The following is a 22222-nucleotide window of genomic DNA, read 5'->3' as shown; positions in this document are numbered from 1 at the left end:
GCCGAAATGACAGAAACATTTGACAATAAATTCATGGATTTACAGTTTGCTATGGTTAGTGTAGCCGTTGAATTTGTTAATAAAAAAGCAGATAAAGCCTTTGTTTATGGTTCAATAGAAGAAGGCGTTGTGACAGGTGATGTGTTTTATCAAGTAGGGAAAAGAATCTTTAAAAAGCATGAGTTATCTAAATTAAATGACTTTAGCAATATTAACATGGGCGATGAAATGCAGTATAGAATGCTGGGACTATTTTCAGAAGATTTACAAAGTCTGATGAAATTATTTAAAGAAGATAATAGAGAAGTTCCGACAGAGTTCAAAATGATATATGACATTAACAGTGGAAAATTCAACTCAAATTTAAGCTATGATCTTAAATATTCGGATTCTGACTATAAAGATGCTTCCGATATTTTTGACAAATGGTTTGACGAAGTAAAAAAAGAAATCGAAGGATAAAACAAAACGCTTTGACTGCTCAATAATGATTTGAATGTTAAGTTGATTTAACTAGGTAGAAAAGGAGACTGTTTATGAATCAATTATTTGATGATTTTATAATAGAGCAGAAAGTCAATAAAGAATTAATTAAAATGTATCAAGGCAGAATCCCAGAAGAAATGTTATTACTTTGGAAAGAATACGGATTTGGTACATTTTTAAACGGATTCATGAAATCTGTAAACCCTGATAACTTTAAAGAATTACTGGTTGAAGGCAGTCAACGATTCCATGATGGAATTGTCTTGTTCGCAACTGCAATGGGGGACTTAATTATTTGGGAAGGAAGTTTTGTAAGAATATTAAGATTTAGATATGGTAAGACTGATACGGTAATATCTGGTTTTAAATTTTTCTTTGAAGATTTATCTGATAAAGACTTCAGAGCAGAGGTTTTAAAGTGGTCTCCGTATCTTTGCGCTATCGAGATGCATGTTAAGCCTAAGTTTGACGAATGTTTTGGCTATGTTCCTCTTTTAGGATTAGGTGGGGCAGAACATGTTAACAATTTGAAAGTAGTGAAGCTTAGGGAACACCTGATGCTCATTACTGAATTGATGGGTACTATAATTTGAAAAAATGGAGAAAAGGCTGCTCAATTATGAGAGCCTTTTTGTTGATTAATCGTATATATATATCAAAAAAGCTTGTAAAAAAAAGTTATATGATAAAAAAGTTGAAAAGCGGTAATTCTACGAGGGAAGGACTGCACCGTTCTCCTGCGACTTCACATACTTACTTTCTAGGTGGGGGGAGTCTCTGCTCACCACTGTTAGCATTCGATACCCTACTGCTACTATTCATCAGTAACATAAAACTTAATTACATTAACTTTATTTTTCTCCGACTTACTTTCCCAAGGATTTTATTTCTCCTGATTACTTAATTTTCTTGATATAATCGCATCCATTTTATTTAAAGTATCTGTAGCTTTAATTTGATTGCCTGGATATTCATCATTCTTGGCTATTTCAGAAAGCTTTACCATCCTTTGCTTTCTTATCATTATCACTTCATCTCGAGAAATTTCTTGCAAATCCTTGAACCTAGCCAAAATCACATTTTTTCTAAAAATTTTATTGGCTTATTATCCACAGTTTAATCTTTCCATCTAATAGAATTACCGAAATCTTCTATATAAGCTTTGATTAGGAACTGAACAAATTTTTCATGTTTCTGATTATCTAATACAGCCATAAGCCCATCTTCTTTTATGTAATAAAAAAAGAAGCATAAGCGATCTAATCTTTTTTCATTTGCTGTTGATACCTATCTTCTCTTGTATAAATGTTTTTAACAAGTGGGTAAACGTCACTATATACTTCTACCAACTGCCTTAATCCTTCTCGGTTCACATAGCTATCATTTATGCTGACTAAAGCTACACCTTCAATATGATGCTTTTTATCAGCAATTGTTAAATGTCCGCCTCTAACATTTTCAATTCCGTTCTCCAGCATATACTCAATAACTTTATTAGTAACATATATATTCCCTTCATAATGGCTCGTCAGTCCAATATCATGCACTTCGAGTATTTTTATTGGAGGATTATTTCTTGTCAATGAAAAATCTCCCCTTAAATGATAATTAAACACTTTATCTATATCTCTTGAAGTATGTCCTACATAAAATGTTTTGTCTTTCAACTTTAAAACATAGACTTTTCGAAATCTCTTTTCGCCCATAGCTGTTATACTCCTCCCTTTGATATTACTGAAACTATACCAAATAAAGAAGTTTACTCATAGGCTTTTGTAGCACAATAATTACGCACTCATGGATTGTTGTAAAAATAGAGTAAATCAAAAAGAGTACTTCAACATTTTTTGAGTAAGTTACTTCAGACTGGATTGTGATTGAGAAGGTAATTACAGATGTAGTTAATAGGTTGCATTTCAATTCTTTATGTTTGATGTTACAATCAATTTGAGGTGATTAAGATGAATAGAAAGTTGTTGAAATTATTTGAAAAATTAAAAATAATTATTTCAGGAATAAAAGAAGGAGTCGAGGAAGCTTTACATCTATACAAAGTAGCATTACAAATGATTATAATGCAAATCGTAATAGCATTAATTCGTGTTTCTTTTCCAGAATTTCATAAAAATTATTATTGGATTTTTGAATGGGTAAATCTCTTTATTGCAATCTACGGCGTGATTCAAATGTTTATATTTACTTATAAGATTTATACAAAAGAATGGAGAAAACTAGATTCTTTATTGCAAGAATATGAAGGGGAGGCTTCGAAATTTGACTTTTCATTTCCAAATGATTTTATAAAAGGTATCTATCTAGGTGAAGGAGTAAGAGGAAATAATGTTGATTTCATAAAAAAACTAGATTCAGGAGTGAAAAAGTTAGACCCTAGTCAGAAAAAAATTGCGTTAATACATATTAGAAACTATAATAGTAATTCTTTTAATTTTTTTTCAGGGTATTATATATTTGGTATTTTAAGTATACTTGCAACAATCTCGCCATTGTTTAGCTTTGAAATGTTAAAAGCTAGTAGCGCTTTTTTTATAACTGTTACTATATATGCGCTCACTGTAGGAAGATACATTTATCGAATAAACAAAAAGAAAATATATATTTGTAAAATAGTAGAAGATGTATTGAGATACTCAATTGAATAGAAGTATATAGTAAGCGCCCCACGCTTATGAGAATTTTATTGAATACGATATTGAATACGAGACAGTTTAAAATATATGAAACTTGATGATACTTTAGATAAGTGAAAGTATTTAGTTTTATTGATACTGACACATAATTAAGGCGTATGAAATCGAATTTTCTAATCCCGCCGTCTCCATAAGAGATTTAATAATAGACAGTAGAAATGCGTTGTACAGTGTTTCTGCTGTCTATTATTTACGTTAAATGCCAGCCACATTCCAGTATAATTTGTGAATGGCTCAGCAGTCTTTTTTGTGACATGTGCATAAATGTTTATTGCTATCCAGTGCAAGGGTAGCTGCAACACTATTTGAAATACTAAAAAGTTAAAAAGGCAAACATATATATTTAATTATTGACCGATTTAAGGAGGACAAATAATAGAACAGAAAAAGAGTCTGAGACATAAACAAAATCCCAGACTTTTGGCATCCTTAAAACCGAATAAACAGTATTACAAAAACAGCTTTCTCGAAAATAAGCCGAATAATATCAAAAATATGAGAAGCTCCAAGTGGGGATCAATCAATAGTTACTCGGTCCCCTCGTAGTGTTTCTTGACAATTTTCGGATTATTCTTATTATTGCTGTGAAATACAGTGAGGGACGAGCTGATGTTAAACAGTACCTACTTGGTTCTTGGAGCTGGACACTTTTGTCACAACCTCTAACTTGAATGATGCCATTTACCATTACTAGATGAGCTTATCAAAACATCTTTATCATTAATTCCTAACTCACTAACAAGTAGCGATTTCACTTCATCTGCTGGATGAGTTGTGTTAAGTCGATAAATCTTTGAACCATAGTTGTGCCATTCACCAAGCTGCATCAATTTTTCAGAAAAAAGAATATCAGGCTTAGTACCTTCGAATAAAGCAAAGAAGTCATAAATATACTGACCATCTGAAGTTTTAAATGGGTTATCAGGTGATCGTTCAATCGTTTTTCCAAATGGTTCATAGTTCTTTTTAGGTGTACTCAGATAACGCTGATTACTTGCGGGGATAATCATTTTTTTAAAAGCATCAAATTCTTTTTTGAACATAAGAATCCCTCCAAACTACTCTAATGAATAAAGTATATACCATAAAAATATAAAAGCACTTATCAGGAAACTAGATATACTTAATTGTTAAATCCAATCTTTTGTAGTGAATGCTCCTAAAAGTTTCTTCTTTTAGTTTTAGCTCAATGAGGTTATCTCCAAACAAACAACCAATAAAAGAGCTCGATTTTCTTTTTCATCAAAAATAGATATCTTAACATCAGCATTTATATAATGTTTCTGCTGCCTTTTTGTTTAAGCATATATGTTAAACTTGAAAAAAGTATATACTTCACCACTTGACTACTAAATATTATTTAAGAGAATAGATCGATTAAGCATGTAATTAGAAATGTCAGTCCCAATAGCAGAGTTAAAGAAAAGCCGAGGACATTGTGCATATTCAGGCTGTTTCCATTTCCTTGATATTTAGTAATCAAAAATCTGGAATCAGAAAAATATTTTCCTTTTTCTCTTTTAGAACGTAAAATTCCAGGAAATGAGCAGATTGGATAAGCAAGTAATATTAAGGATATAAATAGATTTATTGTAGTATTCATTTAACACACCTCTTTTCCACTAACTTATGCTAAACCAATAGTCATACATTGCAGTAAGGAAATCATTTGAAATTTTGAGAGCTTTCATGTTAGGTAAAACTGAATCAATTGAACAATAAGGACAAATCGCTGTATCTCCAATCTCTTCATTCAGATAAAAAGTGATTTCAATAGGAGAGAATATTTTTAAACAATAGAAACAGCCGCATGTATCCGTATAGTCAAAATACTTTTTATTACCAGTACAATAAATATGTGCATGTTTAAGCGTCTCTTTGGAATAATTCATAAATAACCTCTTTTTAGTTAGGATAATTTTATGCTAATGATATCAGAGAAGTTAGAGAAATACTATAATGAATAGAGGATGCAGCACTTAAAAAAAACTGGAAAATTCTAGATTTTTTCTGTAATAATAGAGTGAAACTCATGGTCAGAAAGATAGAGAACAAGAATGAATCGCAGTTTAATATTAAAGCGTTGTCAGCAAAAAAGACCTACTATCAGAAAATGACGGTAGGACTTTTTCTATAAAATTATTCAATAATCTAAAATACGCTCTTGGTTGCCCGCTCTTTTGTATTAATCTTCTTTAAATATATCTGTACTAGTAACAAATGACCGAATAACCGTTCCACAATCTTTACAAATTACATGATGTAAGGTCTCGCCAGAAATCATTAATAACGCATTTTCAGGGATAACTTTCCCTTCATGAACTTGTTTGGCCCGGACTGTTTCCAGACCACCACAGTATTGACAGACATCAGCTTTCATCATAATTCCCAACCCCTTTTAGCTATTGAGTTAAGTATATCAGAAAGAATCCCCTTGTTAAACGTGGATTTGCTAGAATGATGCTATTCAAAAGAAGAAATTGTAGTGACAATATCTTCTTCTAAGAACGTTACTTCCGAGATAATTAAGCTATTACATCCAAATATAGAACCGCTAAATATTTTTTGAGAAGCCGCTGTAATGACTACCCACATCTTTTTACCATCTTCCTTTTTTTATTAAAACTAACTCACCAACATTAAATTTCTTCACAAAACATCCTCCAAATATAGGTTGTTCGCATTATACTGTTTACTAAATCATAAGTAAATATGAAAATGATACAAAAAAATAGAATTAAAACGTAAAAAAAGATAATAAAAACAGGAATCAAAACATTGGAAAGGCTTTTACCTGAAATTTTTTAGCGACTCAGTACAAGTAATAGTTTCAATACTACGAGTTTAGGATAAAATTGTCTCCTTTTTTTAACCAAGGTTGATTGTGAGGAAGAGTGAGTGAACAGAAAATTCAAGACTTTGAAGTAAGACGAAGATATTAAAACTGTTTTTACTAATAAAATAAAAAAACTTCCTAATTATTAGGAAGTTTCAAAAAACAAGCAAAGAATAATCTCGGACAATACATTAATTGCCCATCCATAGATTTTTTTCATGTACAACACCTCTGACTTAACTATAGCAGAAAGCTGAGTTAAAGCAAATGAGACTAAAGTCTGAACCTAATCACCAAGTATAAATACTGTTCAAATAGGCTATATGGTGGAGGTGAAAACTCAAAACAATACAGGTAAAAAAACAATAGTTTAAAGCATAAATGAAAAATAGAATGTAATGAGTAAAAGAGAGAAGGATGGTTTAAACGAGTACCAGGGTGAAGAGAGCTGACTTTCAGTGCTGTTATCCGAAAATATAACGTTTATAAAATAACAATAGTTATATATCAAAAAATGGCATAAAAATGAAAAAATGTGATAAAAAAACTTGTTTTTAGATGTGCAAACAAGGAAAAAATTATGTTATTATTTTAATACAGAAGAAGGGAGAGGATAAATGAAAACAGGTGACTTGTTAGGTATGTTTTCAAGTTCAGCTTTGACAGGGCTGACAGCAGGAGTGAAGTACATACTGAAGCTAAGAGAGTTCAGAACGTTTTAACAGATTGATAAAATGACATAGTTTTTATTGATCAGCATCAAAAAAGGAGTTTGTTGACACAAAAACAGCAGTGTTGGATGGTTTGTTGGAAAGCTGCTGCTATGGTGAAGCAAAGTAAAATGAAAAATTACCAATAGAGAAAGATCAGCTTGGGGGCTGATCTTTTATTTTTTTAATAAAGTATGATTTATATTTGTTTTCTGTTTAAGCTCTGTTTAAGCAAGCTGGCGTATGCTTGTTTTGTCAGAGAGGAGAAATATTTTATGAAGAAATCTGTGAATAAATGGATGATTAGCATCATTGTAGTCAGCATTCTATCAGTAGGAATCATCGGCTTTTTTGGCTATAAGCTGATATCTCAGCCAAGCATGGAAAACATGAGAGAGCGTCAGCCAATGGATGGAGAGCTGCCAAATGACGGAGATCGTCCAGAAGATGGCCCACCTGGAATGGAAGGTAATTCTGAAATGGAAAGCAGTGAAGCTGCGGATATATAGTTCGGGAACTCAACTTTATAAAAAAAGAGAGACGTACCTGAACAGCAAAAAAATAATCCAAAAGAATTAAGCTGATTTTTCTTAAAAGTAGAGTAGAAACCTACTATTAAGAAAGACAGCTTTTTATTTGAAAGCTATTAGAAAATTTTACTCATTATTTGTTATTGAATAGTATCCAGCTATTAACATAGACTGCATAAGACACTGTTAAAAATTATTAAAGAATAAAAAACAGCAATTATCTTTTAATGGAAATTGATTGCTTTCCTAGATTAAGAATAGGTATAATAGTCAAAGACCATTAGAAAAATAAGATGAATTCCAACTTCGTGTAAGGTATAATTTAATGGAAATAGTTAAAGATTGAGGAGCACATTGAATGTATATATTTTGTTTATTAAATGAAAGTGAATTTGAGAGCTATGTTAATCAAGCTGAACATGGAAACTACCTTCAAACGAAAGAGATGGGCAGACTAAAAACACAACGAGGCGCCAGTGTGTCTTTTCCAGCTCTGAAAGATGAACAGAATAATGTTGTAATAGCAGCACTGATGACTAAAACCAAGCTGGGTGTTGGTTATGTATTTGATATCGATGGACTGGAAGTTCCAAAGGAGAACGAAGCACTGCTTTCAGAGTTTTTTGAAAAGCTAAAAAAACATGCAAAAGATGAAGCGGGCTTGTATTTAACAGTCACACCTAACGCACCATACAGCACCTATGATTATCGGGGAAATCCTTTAAGTGAAAAAAATGAAGCGTTGATGCGTACATTTGTAAATTCTGGTTTTGCTCATGAAGGTTTTTATCAAGGCTATGCTGCTGACGGGAATCCACAATGGATTTATAAGAAAGATCTTGCGGGTTACTCAGAGTCGGATTTGTTGAAATCGTATGGTAAAGATGCGAAATACAGTTTAAATAAAGCTGGCAGCTTTGGTATTAGAACACGGGAATTGGCTTATGAAGAGCTTGGACTTTTTAAAGAAATTACTGAACGAACCAGCGTTCGAAGAAATTTTACGGATAAAACGTTGGAGTACTATCAAACAGTTTTTCAAGCCTACGGAGAGCGGGCTAAGTTTGTTGTTGCGGAAATCAATTTTCAAACATACTTAGATAGTTTAAGCGAGCAAAAGAAAAAGCTTGAACAAAAGCTGCTGGATGTTGAAGCGTTTCTTGAAGTAAATCCTAACAGCCGTAAAAAGAATAATCAAAAACGCGAGTTCTCTGATGAACTGTCAACCTTCGAAAAGCGGATACTTGATGGTGAGCAGATGCTGAAGGAAAACGGAGAGCATGTGTCCTTAGCTTGTGCCTTGTTTTTAACGTGTCCTCACGAAACTGTATATCTTTTTTCCGGTACAGAAGAGAAATACAAAAAATTATATGCACCATTTTTAATTCAAGACAAAATGCTTAAGTACTCTGTTGCCGAAAATATTCCCGTATATAATTTTTATGGAATCGAAGGTGTTTTCGATGGTTCGGACGGAATACTGAAGTTTAAACAGGCATTTAACGGATATGCAGAAGAAAAAATCGGTACCTTTAAGCTAATTATCAACCCGACTAAATACAAAGGGTATATGCTGCTGAAGCATACACGTGAGTTTATTAGTAAGCTAAGAGGAAGAGGGTAAAGAGAAAAAAACAAGCCAAAATAATATTATTCTGGCTTGTTTTTAGTTGTCTTTAATTAAACCGACTTTATAATCGGAAGATTTAATATCGTTAATATCATAAATAAGAACTTTTACTTCTGCATTAATCTGTGAAGCATGAAAGTTATCACCTATGTCTTCTAATAAATTGATAAATTGGTAGACTTTGTTTATGTAGGCAAGATCACCTGTTTTTAAATAATTTAGTAAGTTATTGAGATATTGAAGATTCATGCGATAACTGTAATTTTTACTAGATCGATCTAATTTTTTTGCTAATAAAATAAATTTTTCTGCTGCATTATAATCACGTTCATATAGTTTCATAGATATAACATTCAAAATTACATTATAGGCGAACTTTTTAGTAGTAGTGTCCCGTTTTTCTTCATCTTTAATGGGATATACACGATTAAATAATAAATCAACTTGTTTGCTGTTAAACAAATGCATTGTATTCGACATCAAAACAAAATCATATTGAATATAATATGATTTGGCTATCAGGTAGTTGAAGACAAGGGTGATTTCTTGATCAGAAATGGGATCTACTTCTTCCCAACGTTGATGGAAATAATTCTTAATTCCCATATAGTTTGAAAGTTCTCTTAATGATCGAGTGTTATTTCTTTTTAATAGTTCATAATAATCTAAAAGCTTCTTCTTTTTGACTTTATTTTCTAAATGAAGTGCACAATAATAAAAAAGTTCTCGAAAAATTTGTTGCTCATCATCTTGAGAAGAGAAGCTTAAAAATTCTTCTGTTGTTACTGACAAACGATCAAGAATTTGCTCAAGTTCATTGATTCGTATAGCTTGCTTGCCATTTTCAATACGAGAGTATGAAGATGGATCACTATGATTTGATAGCATTTCTTTTTGAGTATAATTTAGTTTTGAGCGAAAAAAACGCAAAGTATCCCCGATATTCATAGGTAATCCTCCCTTTGTTTGCTATTATAACATAAAAGAGTGTGATTTCTTCTATATTTAACTTATTTATTATAAAAAATTGAATAATTTTTGCAAATAATGCAAATACAAGTTGTTGCTCTTTATTTCTTCATATTTGTTTGTTATTCTTTACCTAGAAAAATAAATTATCCATTAGTATATTTTTCTTAAATAGCAATAAGGAGGTTTATGATGACAGGTCTAGCAATTGTAACTGTAACTCTTATTACAACTTTAGTAATACAGGGGGGTGTATGATAACTAGTTTTTACGAAAAAAGATTTTAAAGGTCGATAGTGCGAATCGGCTAAACAAGTAAGTGCGAAAGAACAAAAAGGTAAGAACAACAAACAACTAAAAGAAAAAAATAAGTTGGAAAGTGCAAAGATAGGCTGTGGTGTCTGGGGAGATGCTGCAGCTTATTTTTTTATTGCTAAAAATACTGTTGGAAAAGCTATAAAATGAATAATATCTGTTTGATGAAATTAACAGTTTTCTTCTGCAATAAAATAAGGTAAAATAAATTTTTAAAAGAAATTGGGGAGTTGAACGGACTATGAATAAGGACGAATTGATTAAGAAAGCTACGGATTTGATTGGAGAAGGGAATTTTGAAAAAGCTAAAAAATTCTTGGAAGAACATAAGGATGAGATTGGAGAGCAATATACGAAACTGATGAAATCTCTTCCAGATAATATGGATATTAACGGGATTGCAGATCAAGTAAAAGGCTTCTTTAAAAAATAGGCAAAAGACGGTTGTGGGATAAATAATCAATTAGCAGTGAAAACAAAAAAGGTATCAGAGAGGTTTATTCCTGTTCTGATACCTTTTTATTCTGTTCTAGAGGTACTACACAAATCATCCATTGGATTGTTTAGCTCCTTAAGCAGTTTGTTTTAGTTGCTGTATAGCTCGTTCGATAGTAACACCGTATGCGACTTTGTTATGGTCGTTTGCATCATAGACCATAAACACGTTGTTCTTTGTATCAAATGCTACACGGTAACTAATAGTGTTTGTTTTGAATGTCATAGTGATCATTCTCCTTTCGTGTTAATTATGAAAGGCAACGATGTATGATAACGAAATTCTGTAGTTAGTATAGCATATTTTTTATGAAAAGACAATTTGCTGCTTGCCAGTGAAAAAGGGCTTTTAGAATCTGAGAGAATTGCTTTCCGTTTTACTCTATTCATAGTAGAATGAAAGTGTAGGGAGGGATTCATCATGGATTATAAATATCAAAATATTTTAGTTGCAGTAGACGGTTCACCCCAGGCTGAAAAGGCGTTTGATAAAGCATTGGAAATTGCCAAACGAAATCAGGCCAAACTTCATATTGTCTATATAATTGAAGAAATCAGTAATTATTTTGGTGAGTTGACAGTTTCAGTCACCAATGCGATGGAAGACCTTAGAGTGAAAGAAGAAGAGAAGATGCAGCAAAGAGCTGACTTAGCTTATGCAGGTGGACTGGATGATGTTGCCACATATGTACTGTATGGTTATCCTAAAACTTTGTTGGCAGGTTTTTCTGAGTCGGAAGAAACAATTGATTTAGTTATTATCGGAAAAACTGGTTTAAATGCAATTCAGCGTGTGTTAGTTGGTTCAACTACTTCCTATGTGGTCAATCATGCCGCTTGTGATGTGCTGGTTGTTACAGAGGAAGAATAAAACCGTATCTTAAGAAAAAAGGCTTCGGTCAAAGTATTTTACCGCTGCAAGTGCGTTTGTCTTAGAGCCTATGCGAACTTGAAGAACGAAACAAAACGAATAATTCGTTTTGTTTCGTTCTTTTTTTAATAGAAAGCGAAAATTATGATAAACTTAATTAGAACTGCTTGTTAAGCAGAAAAAAGAGAGGAGCGTATGTTATGGAACATTTAGTGTATACAGATAAAAAATCCAATGTTCTTGATAAGATTTTGTCAGGAGAAAAAACTATGATAGTCAGGGGAGCTGCCGGCCGGAAAATGCCTCACAGTAGAGTGTTTAAAGGAGAAACATTATACTTTGTCGAAAATGATGGTTCATGTCAGATAAAAGCTAAAGCTGTAGTTAAAGATGTTTTTAACTCGGAAAAAATGACGGAAGATGAATCAACGGCTATTTTAGAAAGCAAGCAAGAACAGCTGCAGCTCTCTGCAGCACAGAAAAAGCGCTGGTATGGAAAAAAGGTACTTTGCCTAGTGACGATTGAGAATCCAGAAGCAATTGAACCGATGACCTATGACCGCCAAAAGAACATGGATGACTGGCTAATCGTTGAGGATATTAAAGACATTATTGTCGGTGGAAATGCTCAGGATTATAAAAATATCCGTCTAAAAAATTAACTGCTAGCTGACAGAAAATGTTTGGATAGCAATTGAATTTCTGTCGGCTTTTTGATACAATGATTGTTATGTGAATAAGAAAAATGGTTGGGCGGAAGCTTCAAGGATCATGTTCTTCAAGGGGTGAGAAGGATGGTTTGTTGAGTTCGGTCTTTTTTCTGTATTATTTTATTAGGAAGGTACAGGTTCTATTGAAAGAAGCCTTCCGCATGACTGTTGGAAGGCAGTCATAAAACATAGATTTAACTGGAGGTGAAATGATGGTTCTGAATGCGTTAGAGCAAATTCGTCAAGCTGAAAATCAGGTGCAGAAGATGAAACAGGACGTACAAAAGGAAATGGCTGATTACGGGCGAGGAAAGGAACAAGAAGTTCTGGCGGCTCAAAAGAACAGCCAGGAAAAAGTAAAAAAACTGCTTCAGGAAACGGAACACTTCCAACAGGAACATCTTCAAAAAGAAAAAGAGGAATTGCTGAAGGATGCCCAAGAGCAGATGAAGCTGTTTCACGAAAAATATGATGCGAACAAAGAACAGATGATTGATTATATCATAGAGAGGGTGAATGAGCTTTATGGCAGTCAATAAAATGGAAAAGGTTACGCTAATAGCGGCTGCTGAGAAAGAAGAAGTAATCCTCCAAGCAATACAGGGTTTGCAGACAATTGAGATTAAAGATTTTCACCATGCAAGCGTCGATCAATCATATATTGAAAATTATTTTGCTTCAAATCGGGTCGGCGAAGAAAAAGCGGAAAAGAAATTTTACGAAGAGCTGCTTTTGAGAATTCAGGATGCCTTATTGTTTATCGAACATTTTTCAACTAACGACGGAAAAAGAAGAGGATTTAAGCGTAGAATTCAAAGCTTGGAATCCTTGGAAGCTTCTTTTAATAAAAAGAAAGTAACTGAATACTTGGAAGGTATTGAACAGTTGAAAAGCCGTTTAAATTATGTGGAAACACAGCGTAAAAAGCTGTTGACGGATGAAGATTGGCTGGCGCGGTGGCAGTCTCTTGATGTAGTTCCACAGACGGTTTCCCTAAATGATGCAGTTCTTGTTTCGGGCTCGGTAAACGCAGCGAACAATCAGGATTTTTTAACTGCTATGGAAGAGCTTTCGTTTGTCTATGCTGAAGAGCTGTATCACAGTACGAATCATGTCTACTACAGTTTAATTTATTTAAAAGAGAGTGAAGCGCTGATTAGTGATTTGTTAAACCGGGTCAGCTTTGACAAGCTGAATTATTCTTTCGATGTATTGCCTCGAGAAGCATATGAGGCAACTAAAAAAGAACTCGCTGTGTTAGTTGACGAAGAGAAGCAGATTAAATATGAACTGGCAGCTTATCGGGAACATTTAGATGATTTATATACCGGTGAAGAGATGATTTACGCATTGATTTACCGTGAAGAAGCAAAGGCTCATTTGTTAAATACTGCCTATTTTTCTTTAATTCAGGGCTGGATTCCATCGGATGAAAAACAAGTGTTTCTTGATGTGCTGTATGATGCGGTACCAAAATCAGAAATATACAGCGTGTTTGAACAGCCGACAACGGAAGAAATTGCCGGGGATATGCCGGTTCAGCTGAAAAATAATAAGGTGGTTGCTCCCTTTGAAATGTTGACCGAAATGTACAGCCTGCCAAAATATGATGAGATTGATCCAACACCGGTTATGACACCTTTTTATATGGTCTTCTTTGGAATGATGGTGGCGGATTTAGGTTATGGATTGTTGATGCTTCTGGCAACGCTGGTTGTAAGGAAAACGATGATTTTACCAAGAGGGATGAAGCGTTTCGCAGATTTCTTTTTCATCTTATCCTTTCCTACGATTATTTGGGGCTTTATCTATGGTTCCTTTTTCGGAGCGTCTTTCCCGGAAAGCTTGTTTGGCATTCAGCTGCCGTTCCCAATCCTTTCGACCTCAGAAGACGTAAATACGATTCTTCTGTTGTCTGTAGCATTTGGGTTTATCCAGCTGATGACCGGTCTAATTGTTAACGGAATCGAGTTAACTAAACGGAAACAGTATCTGGAAAGTATTGGCTCTAGCTTTGCTTGGCAGGGCTTGCTGCTGGGGATTTTAATTGCGGTACTGGGAACAATTGTGTTGAAAAACAACGGCTTTTTCCTTACGGGCATTGTAATTGCAGTGATTTCGGCGCTTTCTATTGTAGCTGTACCTGTTATTCAGACAAAATCGAAAGCGAAGGGTCTGGCTAAAGGACTTTACGAGCTTTACAACTTAACAGGCTACATTGGTGATTTAGTCAGCTATACACGTCTGATGGCGTTAGGAATTTCCGGCGGGAGTATTGCGGCAGCATTTAATATGCTGGTGGAATTTATGCCTCCTGTTGCACGTTTTACAGTAGGAATTCTGCTAATCATTGCGCTTCATGCACTGAATCTATTTTTAAGTCTGCTGAGTGCTTATGTACATGGTGCACGTTTACAATATGTGGAGTTCTTTGGGAAATTTTACACCGGAGGCGGCAGAGCCTTTCAGCCTTTGAAAACAGAAGAAAAATATTTAAATATTGAAAAGACGAAATTGAAGAAATAGTGGAGGAATAGAAGATGATTGATTATTTAATAAATGAGAACGGCGGTATAATTTTTGCAGTTTTAGGAATGGCAATGGCAACAATTCTTTCAGGGATTGGTTCGGCTAAAGGGGTTGGCTTCACTGGTGAAGCGGCTGCTGCATTGACAACAGAACAGCCGGAAAAGTTTGGTCAGGCATTGATTCTACAGCTGCTGCCCGGAACACAAGGCTTGTATGGGTTCGTTATTGCGTTTCTAATTTTTATTAATTTGGATAATGGTATGACAATGGTTCAAGGGTTGGATTACTTCGTTGCATCTCTGCCAATTGCTTTTGCAGGATTGTTCTCTGGAATTGCCCAAGGTCGTGTAGCAGCGGCTGGTATTCAGATTTTAGCTAAAAAACCTGAGCATTCCACAAAAGGGATTATTTATGCAGCAATGGTAGAAACGTATGCGATTTTAGGATTCGTTATTTCCTTCTTACTTGTACTGAATGTGAAGTAAGAGGAGGCTAATTATGGATGCAATTGAAAAAATCGTCGAGCAAATCCTCGAAAAAGGAAAAGAGGAAGCGGCGGCCTACAAGACAGTAGAAAAAGAGCGAATCGAAAATGAATTTGCTGAGCAAGCCGCTGCTGTAGAGATTCAGGAAAAGAAGCAAATCAAAAAAAACGATGAACAGATGAAAAAAGCATTCAAGCAAAAGCAGAACCGTCAGCAGCTTGAGGTAAAACAAACTACATTGAATGACAAACAAGAGCTTTTATCCAGACTATTTAAAGAGACCGTTGAAAAGATGAATCATTGGGATTTGACTACGTTTCAACAGTTTGCATCAGGTATTCTAGCAAATTTGGAGTTGGCTGGTGAAGTTGAAGTAAGTGTTGGAGAGTTTTCTCAGGATAAAATTAGTCAAGAATGGCTGCAGACATTTAACACGACAGACTTAAAGCTAACGTTGTCTGATCAGCTAATCAGGAAAGAAAGCGGCTTTGTTCTTGCAAAGGACGGTATCGAGTATAATTTTCTGTTTTCAACACTAGTACAGGAAATTCAAACGGCGGAAAGCTACAAAATTGCTGAGATGTTATTCAGATAGGAGAGGATAACGATGAAAGAAACAGCATACAATCAAATTAATCCTCTAATTCGTTTGAAAGAAACGGAGCTTTTAACTGCCGGACAGTATGATCAGCTTTTAGCAGCAGAAAGCATCGATGACATGAGAGATTTGCTGAAAAATACAGTCTATGGCAATTACTTGCAGGAAGACTTTGAGGATAACTTTGAGTACATTTATTCCAAAGAACAGGGCAAGCTTTACGAATGGCTATATCAGATGGCGCCTGAGCCTGAAATTATTTCTATTTATACTTCGCGTTTCACCTTTCATAACCTGAAGGTGCTGACGAAGGCCGAGGTCACTGGACAGAATCTGGATCATTTGTTTGTTGAAGACGGGCGTTATACGTTAGAAGCGGTGAAAAGCGCTATTCATACTAGAGTATCTAGTGAGCTGCCTGAGATTCTGATGGAGGCAATTCGAGAAGTGCTTAATTATTTGGAAGAATCAACTGTACTGCAGGCTATAGATATTATTTATGACCGGACATTTCTTACCTTTCAACGACAGCTAGCTGAAAAGCTCGGCTATGCAGATGTTTTGGCTGAAGTGATGAGTTTCATCGATTTAACCAATATTTCAATCATGGCGAGAGGCATTGTTCAGAAGCAGACGGAGACTTTCTTATCTACGGTTCTTTCCAGCTCTGGAAGTATTCCGAAAAGTGACTATCTGCCGTACGCTGAAAGCACATTAGAAGTTTTTTCGACATTTGCTGCAGCTACAAAATATGGAGATATCTTAACACCGTTAATTGATTCGGAAACCCATGAGCTTGATTTAGTTGCTTTTGAAAGGGTTAAGGATGATTATCTGACAAATATTTTTAATAAATCAAATGTGGTAGCCTTTGGTCCACTACCGCTGCTCTCTTATCTTAATGCTAAAGAAGTTGAGTGGAAAAATCTACGTTTGCTTGTAGTCGGTAAGAAAAATCATTTCCCGGCAGAACAACTGAAGGAAAGGATGCGATCAGTCAATGGCTCATAAAATTGGAGTAATTGGAGACAAGTATTCTGTGATGCCTTTTAAGCTTTTTGGCTTTGATGTTCGCTACGGTATGTCTGGAAGACAGATTAGAGAAAGTATTGAACAGATGGCAGAAGAAGACTATGGCGTGATTTTTATCACTGAACAGGCTTCTGAACAAGTGACAGAAACGATTGACCGCTATAAGAGCAAAATGAAGCCGGCAATCATCCTGATACCAAGTCATGATGGAACCACTGGAATTGGACGAAAGGCTGTTCAGGAAAATGTCGAAAAGGCAATTGGACAGAATATACTATAAATTTAAATTGAATTAGACAATGAGAAAGCGGGGATAACGGCTTTCTCAGATGATAAAGTTCGAGACAGAAATTTCTGTATGATTATTGTTCAGCTAATTTTTTATTCTTTTAATAAGTAATAGTTCTAATGGACTATTACTTAAAAAGATTGGTTGACTGGAACTGTCTCAGCTTCATTCTCGGAACAGGAGGAAAGATAGTGCAAAAAGGAAAAATTGTCAAAGTATCTGGTCCTCTGATCATGGCAGATAATATGTCTGATGCAAGTGTTCAGGATATTTGTCATGTAGGAGATTTAGGCGTAATCGGAGAAATTATTGAGATGCGCAAAGACGTTGCCTCAATTCAGGTATATGAAGAAACAACTGGAATTGGACCAGGAGAACACGTAACTTCAACTGGAGAAGCGCTTTCTGTGGAGTTAGCTCCAGGGCTAGTTTCACAAATGTTTGATGGGATTCAGCGTCCGCTGGATACATTTGCGGAAGTAACTGCCAGTAACTTTTTAGGTAGAGGTGTTAAAATTCCCGCTTTAAACCGTGAGAAAAAATGGCTGTTTGAGCCATCTGTCACTGTAGGAACAGAAGTTACTGCTGGGGATATCATTGGTACTGTTCAGGAAACTGATGTTATCCAGCATCGAATTATGGTTCCTGTAGGTATATCAGGAACTGTGAAGGAAGTGAAAAGCGGAGAATTCACGATAGAAGAGACCGTTTATACTTTGGAAACCGAGCAGGGAGAGAAAGAATTTACTATGATGCAAAAATGGCCGGTTCGTAAGGGGCGTCCAATTTATGAAAAAATGAATCCGGAAGCACCTATGATTACTGGTCAACGGGTTATTGATACATTCTTTCCTGTGACAAAAGGCGGAGCAGCAGCAGTACCAGGGCCTTTTGGCGCTGGGAAAACAGTTGTGCAGCACCAAATCGCCAAGTGGGCGGATGTGGATTTAGTTGTGTATGTGGGCTGTGGTGAACGGGGAAATGAAATGACGGATGTTCTGAATGAGTTTCCAGAGCTGATTGACCCAAATACAGGTAAATCATTGATGGAACGAACGGTGCTTATCGCCAATACATCAAACATGCCGGTAGCAGCACGGGAAGCATCAATTTATACAGGTATTACAATTGCTGAATACTTCCGTGATATGGGCTATTCGGTAGCTATCATGGCCGATTCTACCTCTCGTTGGGCAGAAGCCTTACGGGAAATGAGCGGACGTTTGGAAGAGATGCCCGGAGATGAAGGTTATCCAGCTTATCTAGGCAGCCGTTTAGCTGAATATTATGAGCGGGCAGGTCATGTTGTGGCACTTGGAAAAGATCATCGAGAAGGAAGTATTACTGCAATCAGTGCGGTTTCTCCATCCGGTGGAGATGTCTCGGAACCGGTGACGCAAAACACGCTGCGCGTAGTGAAAGTCTTCTGGGGATTGGATTCAATCCTCGCTCAAAAACGTCATTTTCCATCGATTAACTGGCTTCAAAGCTACTCGCTATACAGCACAGAGGTCGGGAAGTATTTGGATCAGCAGCTGCAAAACGACTGGTCTGGTATGGTTGCCGAAGGGATGAGAATTTTACAGGAAGAATCTCAGTTGGAAGAAATTGTTCGTTTAGTCGGAATTGATTCTTTATCTGATAAAGACCGTTTAACTTTGGAAGTCGCAAAATCATTGAGAGAAGATTATTTGCAGCAAAATGCGTTTGACGACGTAGATACGTTTACCTCAAGAGACAAACAGTTTAAAATGTTGAAACTGATTTTGACTTTCTTTGAAGAAGGAAAGAAAGCATTGGAGCTCAACGCATACTTCTCTGAGATTATTAATGGAACAGGTGAAATCCGTGATCGCATTGCCCGAAGCAAATATGTACCAGAGGAAGAAATTGACCGTCTGGATGAACTTGTAGAAGTAATTAAGACTACGATGAAACAAATTGTTGCTGATGGGGGGATGACAAATGATTAAAGAGTACCGTACGATTAATGAAGTTGTTGGACCCTTAATGATTGTTGAAAAGGTTGAAGGCGTAAAGTATGAGGAACTGATTGAGGTTCGGATGCAAAACGGCGATATTAGACGGGGGCAAGTGCTTGAAGTCAATGGTGATAAAGCCATGGTTCAGATTTTTGAAGGAACGAGCGGAATTAATATTCGTGATTCAAAAGTCCGTTTCCTAGGTCATCCACTTGAACTAGGTGTTTCGGAAGATATGGTTGGCCGGATATTTGATGGCTTAGGTCGTCCGAAAGATAATGGTGTTGATATTCTTCCTGAGAAACGTCTGGATATAAATGGTGAAGTAATCAATCCTGTCAGTAGAGATTATCCCGATGAATTTATTCAGACTGGAATCTCTGCAATTGATCATCTGAATACACTGGTTCGTGGTCAGAAGCTGCCGGTATTTTCCGGTTCAGGTCTGCCTCATAAAGATTTAGCAGCACAAATTGCCCGTCAGGCCAACGTGCTGAATAGTGAAGATGATTTCGCTGTTGTTTTTGCGGCAATCGGTATTACGTTTGAAGAAGCGGAGTTCTTTATGGAGGATTTCCGTCAAACAGGTGCTATCGACCGTTCGGTGCTGTTTATGAATCTGGCGAACGATCCGGCGATTGAACGGATTGCTACACCAAGAATGGCTTTAACTGCTGCAGAATATCTTGCTTATGAAAAAGGGATGCATGTGCTGGTTATCATGACGGATATGACAAACTATTGTGAAGCGCTGCGTGAAATCTCTGCGGCCCGCCGGGAAGTACCAGGGCGTCGCGGCTATCCAGGCTATCTGTATACCAATTTGGCAACTTTGTATGAACGCGCCGGCCGTATTCGTGGTTTAAAAGGTTCGGTAACGCAGATTCCTATTTTGACTATGCCAGAGGATGATAAAACGCATCCAATTCCCGATTTGACTGGCTATATTACTGAAGGGCAGATTATCTTGTCAAGAGAGCTTGATAAGAAGGGGATTCAGCCGCCGATTGATGTTTTACCTTCGCTTTCTCGTTTGAAGGATAAAGGAACTGGGGAAGGTAAAACCAGAGGAGACCATGCGGCAACGATGAATCAGTTGTTTGCTGCTTATGCTCAAGGGAAGCAGGCCAAAGAATTAGCAGTTGTTCTAGGGGAATCGGCTTTATCTGATGTAGATAAAATCTACGCGAAATTTGCAGATCGCTTTGAGAATGAGTATATCAATCAAGGATTTTATGAAAATCGTTCAATTGAGGAAACACTGGATCTTGGCTGGGAATTGTTAGCTATGCTGCCGAGAACTGAATTAAAACGTATCAAGGATGATATGCTGGATGCTTATTTGACTAAGGGAGAGTGAGCACAATGGCTAGATTGAATGTGAATCCTACACGTATGGAGCTTACCCGTCTGAAAAAGCAGCTGGGCACTGCCAGTCGCGGACACAAGCTGTTGAAAGACAAGCAGGATGAACTGATTCGCCGTTTTATTCTGCTGGTAAGGAAAAATAATGAACTTCGTCTTGAAGTAGAAGAAGAATTAAGCGGAGCCCTGTCCAGCTTTGTTTTGTCCAGTAGCACGCTGAATGAAGCCTTCATTGAGGAACTGGTTTCCATCCCGGCAAGTGATGTCACAATGGACATCATTGAGAAAAATGTGATGAGTGTGGCTGTTCCTATTATGAATTTTCATTATGATGAGGAAATTGTCGATGCGCCGTTAAATTATGGTTATCTAAATTCTAATGCAGAGCTGGATCGTTCCTTTGACAAAATTTCTTCTGTTTTGCCTAAGCTTTTAGAGCTGGCCGAAGTAGAAAAAACGTGTCAGTTAATGGCAGAGGAGATTGAAAAGACCCGTAGACGGGTAAATGCTCTGGAGTATATGACCATTCCTCAGCTGGAAGAAACCATCTATTACATCAAGATGAAGCTGGAAGAAAATGAACGTGGAGAAATTACGCGTTTGATTAAAATCAAAGATATGGGTTCATAAAGAGAAGCGTAGTACAGCCACTCTATTTGCCTTCTATCTAAATAAATACAAAATACGACAAAAAAAGAGTCTGAAGGACGGCAATCCTTCGACTCTTCTTTGTTTACGAGAATAACCAGTAGCTGATTAAAAGTACCCCTAAAACAATTCGATACCAGCCAAAAACAGTAAAGTCATGTTTTCGAATATAGTTAAGCAGGAATTTAATGACGACAACTGAAACTAGGAAAGCAACAGCTGCCCCTACTAACAGAATAAAGAATTCTGAGAAGTTAAACAGATTTCCCTTCATTAAATACTTAACAATTTTTAGGAAGCTGGCTCCAAACATAACAGGAATTCCCAAGAAAAAGGAGAATTCAGCTGCAACATAACGGGAAGCACCAATCATAATGGCTCCTAAGATTGTAGCACCGGAACGTGAAGTTCCAGGAACTAAAGATAATACCTGAAAGAAACCGACAATAATTGCTGCTTTATAAGTGAATTGGTTTAAGCTGGTACATTTTGGCTTTTTGTTTTTATTTTGTCTCTCAACAAGAATAAATCCGATACCATAAACAATCAGCATAATAGACACAGTTACAAAGTTATGAAAATGGGCATCCAGCCAGTCATCCATCAGAATGCCTATCACGCCTGCCGGTACACAGGCAACCAGAACTTTCTTCCAAAGTTCCCAAGTGTCTTGTTTTTCTTCTTCGGTTTTTGTTTTGGCAAAAGGATTTAGCTTATGAAAATACAAGACAACAACGGCCATAATAGCACCTAATTGGATAACAACATTGAACATTTCCATAAAATCAGCACTAAGGTTCATTTTGATAAATTCATCGGTTAGAATAAGATGTCCTGTGCTGCTGATTGGAAGCCATTCAGTGATACCCTCGATAATTCCAAGAATAATTGCTTTCCATAAATTAGATAACATGAGTTCATTCCTTTCTATATAAAAATAGATACATGTATAGTATACCGTTAAGTGGAAAAAAAACCAACCAACTATAGATTACATGTATTAAAATTTTAAGTAATTTGTTTTAATTGTGTTT

General features: G+C 36.0%; 24 protein-coding genes and 1 other annotated feature. Of the genes, 17 read left to right on the top strand and 7 right to left on the bottom strand.

Translation table 11 applies throughout. The annotated features are described in order from the left end of the window. Positions 1-6 precede the first annotated feature (6 nt). Entirely contained in the window at positions 7-462 is a 456-nt protein-coding gene (locus ACPWSO_RS04335; RefSeq protein WP_426081601.1) for a hypothetical protein, read from the top strand. Positions 463-536: 74 nt separating this feature from the next. Further along, entirely contained in the window at positions 537-1079 is a 543-nt protein-coding gene (locus tag ACPWSO_RS04330; protein WP_426081600.1) for a T6SS immunity protein Tdi1 domain-containing protein, read from the top strand. A 290-nt stretch (positions 1080-1369) separates the two neighbouring features. Here ACPWSO_RS04330 and ACPWSO_RS04325 read toward each other — a convergent pair whose 3' ends face one another. After that, positions 1370-1510, bottom strand: coding sequence for a hypothetical protein (locus ACPWSO_RS04325; RefSeq protein WP_426081599.1), 141 nt, complete (start codon positions 1508-1510; stop codon positions 1370-1372). A 235-nt stretch (positions 1511-1745) separates the two neighbouring features. Beyond that, positions 1746-2192 carry a hypothetical protein gene (locus tag ACPWSO_RS04320; RefSeq protein WP_426081598.1) on the bottom strand — a complete coding sequence of 149 codons (447 nt, stop codon included), beginning with the start codon at positions 2190-2192 and terminating at the stop codon, positions 1746-1748. Positions 2193-2447: 255 nt separating this feature from the next. Here ACPWSO_RS04320 and ACPWSO_RS04315 point away from each other — a divergent pair, with 255 nt between their 5' ends. Beyond that, positions 2448-3146 carry a hypothetical protein gene (locus ACPWSO_RS04315; RefSeq protein WP_426081597.1) on the top strand — a complete coding sequence of 233 codons (699 nt, stop codon included), beginning with the start codon at positions 2448-2450 and terminating at the stop codon, positions 3144-3146. A gap of 710 nt (positions 3147-3856) precedes the next feature. Here the strand turns inward: ACPWSO_RS04315 and ACPWSO_RS04310 are convergent. The 3 genes from ACPWSO_RS04310 to ACPWSO_RS04300 all read right to left on the bottom strand — a co-directional run bounded on the left by ACPWSO_RS04310 (position 3857) and on the right by ACPWSO_RS04300 (position 5577). After that, entirely contained in the window at positions 3857-4237 is a 381-nt protein-coding gene (locus tag ACPWSO_RS04310) for a hypothetical protein (protein WP_426081596.1), read from the bottom strand. Positions 4238-4816: 579 nt separating this feature from the next. After that, complete coding sequence (locus ACPWSO_RS04305; protein WP_426081595.1) at positions 4817-5086, bottom strand: cytoplasmic protein; 270 nt, start codon at positions 5084-5086, stop codon at positions 4817-4819. Positions 5087-5379: 293 nt separating this feature from the next. Then, the gene (locus ACPWSO_RS04300; RefSeq protein WP_426081594.1) at positions 5380-5577 is read right to left on the bottom strand and encodes a hypothetical protein; all 198 of its coding nucleotides are present in this window, start codon (positions 5575-5577) and stop codon (positions 5380-5382) included. 1438 nt (positions 5578-7015) lie between these two features. Between ACPWSO_RS04300 and ACPWSO_RS04295 the strand changes: the two genes are divergently transcribed. Together ACPWSO_RS04295 and ACPWSO_RS04290 are read left to right on the top strand one after the other, a co-directional pair. After that, positions 7016-7249 (top strand): hypothetical protein, encoded by a 234-nt coding sequence (locus ACPWSO_RS04295; RefSeq protein WP_426081593.1) that lies wholly within the window; start codon positions 7016-7018, stop codon positions 7247-7249. Positions 7250-7628: 379 nt separating this feature from the next. After that, complete coding sequence (locus ACPWSO_RS04290; protein WP_426081592.1) at positions 7629-8894, top strand: aminoacyltransferase; 1266 nt, start codon at positions 7629-7631, stop codon at positions 8892-8894. Between the two features lie 42 nt (positions 8895-8936). Here ACPWSO_RS04290 and ACPWSO_RS04285 read toward each other — a convergent pair whose 3' ends face one another. After that, positions 8937-9848, bottom strand: coding sequence for a helix-turn-helix domain-containing protein (locus tag ACPWSO_RS04285; protein WP_426081591.1), 912 nt, complete (start codon positions 9846-9848; stop codon positions 8937-8939). Between the two features lie 577 nt (positions 9849-10425). On the opposite strand from ACPWSO_RS04285, the gene ACPWSO_RS04280 reads away from it, so the two are divergent. The 12 genes from ACPWSO_RS04280 to ACPWSO_RS04225 all read left to right on the top strand — a co-directional run bounded on the left by ACPWSO_RS04280 (position 10426) and on the right by ACPWSO_RS04225 (position 21170). Then, positions 10426-10617: a hypothetical protein gene (locus tag ACPWSO_RS04280; RefSeq protein WP_426081590.1), complete on the top strand. Its 192-nt coding sequence runs from the start codon at positions 10426-10428 to the stop codon at positions 10615-10617. Positions 10618-11100: 483 nt separating this feature from the next. Further along, positions 11101-11550, top strand: coding sequence for a universal stress protein (locus ACPWSO_RS04275; protein ID WP_426081589.1), 450 nt, complete (start codon positions 11101-11103; stop codon positions 11548-11550). A 200-nt stretch (positions 11551-11750) separates the two neighbouring features. Further along, on the top strand, positions 11751-12212 hold the full coding sequence (locus tag ACPWSO_RS04270; RefSeq protein ID WP_426081588.1) for a hypothetical protein: 462 nt from the start codon (positions 11751-11753) through the stop codon (positions 12210-12212). A gap of 85 nt (positions 12213-12297) precedes the next feature. Then, positions 12298-12345: a sequence feature (sodium ion sensor (DUF1646 type); this cis-regulatory element may regulate processes involved in with the transportation of sodium ions), on the top strand. 124 nt (positions 12346-12469) lie between these two features. Beyond that, on the top strand, positions 12470-12799 hold the full coding sequence (locus ACPWSO_RS04265; protein WP_426081587.1) for a hypothetical protein: 330 nt from the start codon (positions 12470-12472) through the stop codon (positions 12797-12799). Then, a complete protein-coding gene (locus tag ACPWSO_RS04260; protein WP_426081586.1) occupies positions 12786-14786 on the top strand; it encodes a V-type ATP synthase subunit I in 2001 nt (666 codons plus the stop codon). The genes ACPWSO_RS04265 and ACPWSO_RS04260 overlap by 14 nt, the downstream gene beginning before the upstream one ends. Positions 14787-14800: 14 nt before the next feature. Continuing rightward, positions 14801-15274 carry a V-type ATP synthase subunit K gene (locus ACPWSO_RS04255; RefSeq protein ID WP_426081585.1) on the top strand — a complete coding sequence of 158 codons (474 nt, stop codon included), beginning with the start codon at positions 14801-14803 and terminating at the stop codon, positions 15272-15274. A gap of 13 nt (positions 15275-15287) precedes the next feature. After that, a complete protein-coding gene (locus ACPWSO_RS04250; RefSeq protein WP_426081584.1) occupies positions 15288-15869 on the top strand; it encodes a hypothetical protein in 582 nt (193 codons plus the stop codon). Between the two features lie 12 nt (positions 15870-15881). Further along, positions 15882-16883 (top strand): V-type ATPase subunit, encoded by a 1002-nt coding sequence (locus ACPWSO_RS04245; protein ID WP_426081583.1) that lies wholly within the window; start codon positions 15882-15884, stop codon positions 16881-16883. Then, positions 16873-17184 carry a V-type ATP synthase subunit F gene (locus ACPWSO_RS04240; protein WP_426081582.1) on the top strand — a complete coding sequence of 104 codons (312 nt, stop codon included), beginning with the start codon at positions 16873-16875 and terminating at the stop codon, positions 17182-17184. Before ACPWSO_RS04245 ends, ACPWSO_RS04240 begins: the two co-directional genes overlap by 11 nt. 200 nt (positions 17185-17384) lie before the next feature. Beyond that, positions 17385-19166, top strand: coding sequence for a V-type ATP synthase subunit A (locus tag ACPWSO_RS04235; protein WP_426081581.1), 1782 nt, complete (start codon positions 17385-17387; stop codon positions 19164-19166). Continuing rightward, positions 19159-20535: a V-type ATP synthase subunit B gene (locus ACPWSO_RS04230; RefSeq protein WP_426081580.1), complete on the top strand. Its 1377-nt coding sequence runs from the start codon at positions 19159-19161 to the stop codon at positions 20533-20535. The genes ACPWSO_RS04235 and ACPWSO_RS04230 overlap by 8 nt, the downstream gene beginning before the upstream one ends. Before the next feature lie 5 nt (positions 20536-20540). Further along, positions 20541-21170, top strand: a complete 630-nt coding sequence (locus tag ACPWSO_RS04225; protein WP_426081579.1) for a V-type ATP synthase subunit D — start codon at positions 20541-20543, stop codon at positions 21168-21170. Positions 21171-21273: 103 nt separating this feature from the next. Here the strand turns inward: ACPWSO_RS04225 and ACPWSO_RS04220 are convergent, their stop codons facing one another. After that, the gene (locus ACPWSO_RS04220) at positions 21274-22101 is read right to left on the bottom strand and encodes an undecaprenyl-diphosphate phosphatase (protein WP_426081578.1); all 828 of its coding nucleotides are present in this window, start codon (positions 22099-22101) and stop codon (positions 21274-21276) included. Between the last annotated feature and the right edge of the window lie 121 nt (positions 22102-22222).

It is taken from the genome of Enterococcus sp. LJL51 (assembly GCF_049894025.1).
In the GTDB taxonomy this organism is placed as follows: Bacteria; Bacillota; Bacilli; order Lactobacillales; family Enterococcaceae; genus Enterococcus_L.
The sequence above is the reverse complement of the archived record's forward strand: the minus strand, read 5'-3'. Positions and strand labels throughout refer to the sequence as shown.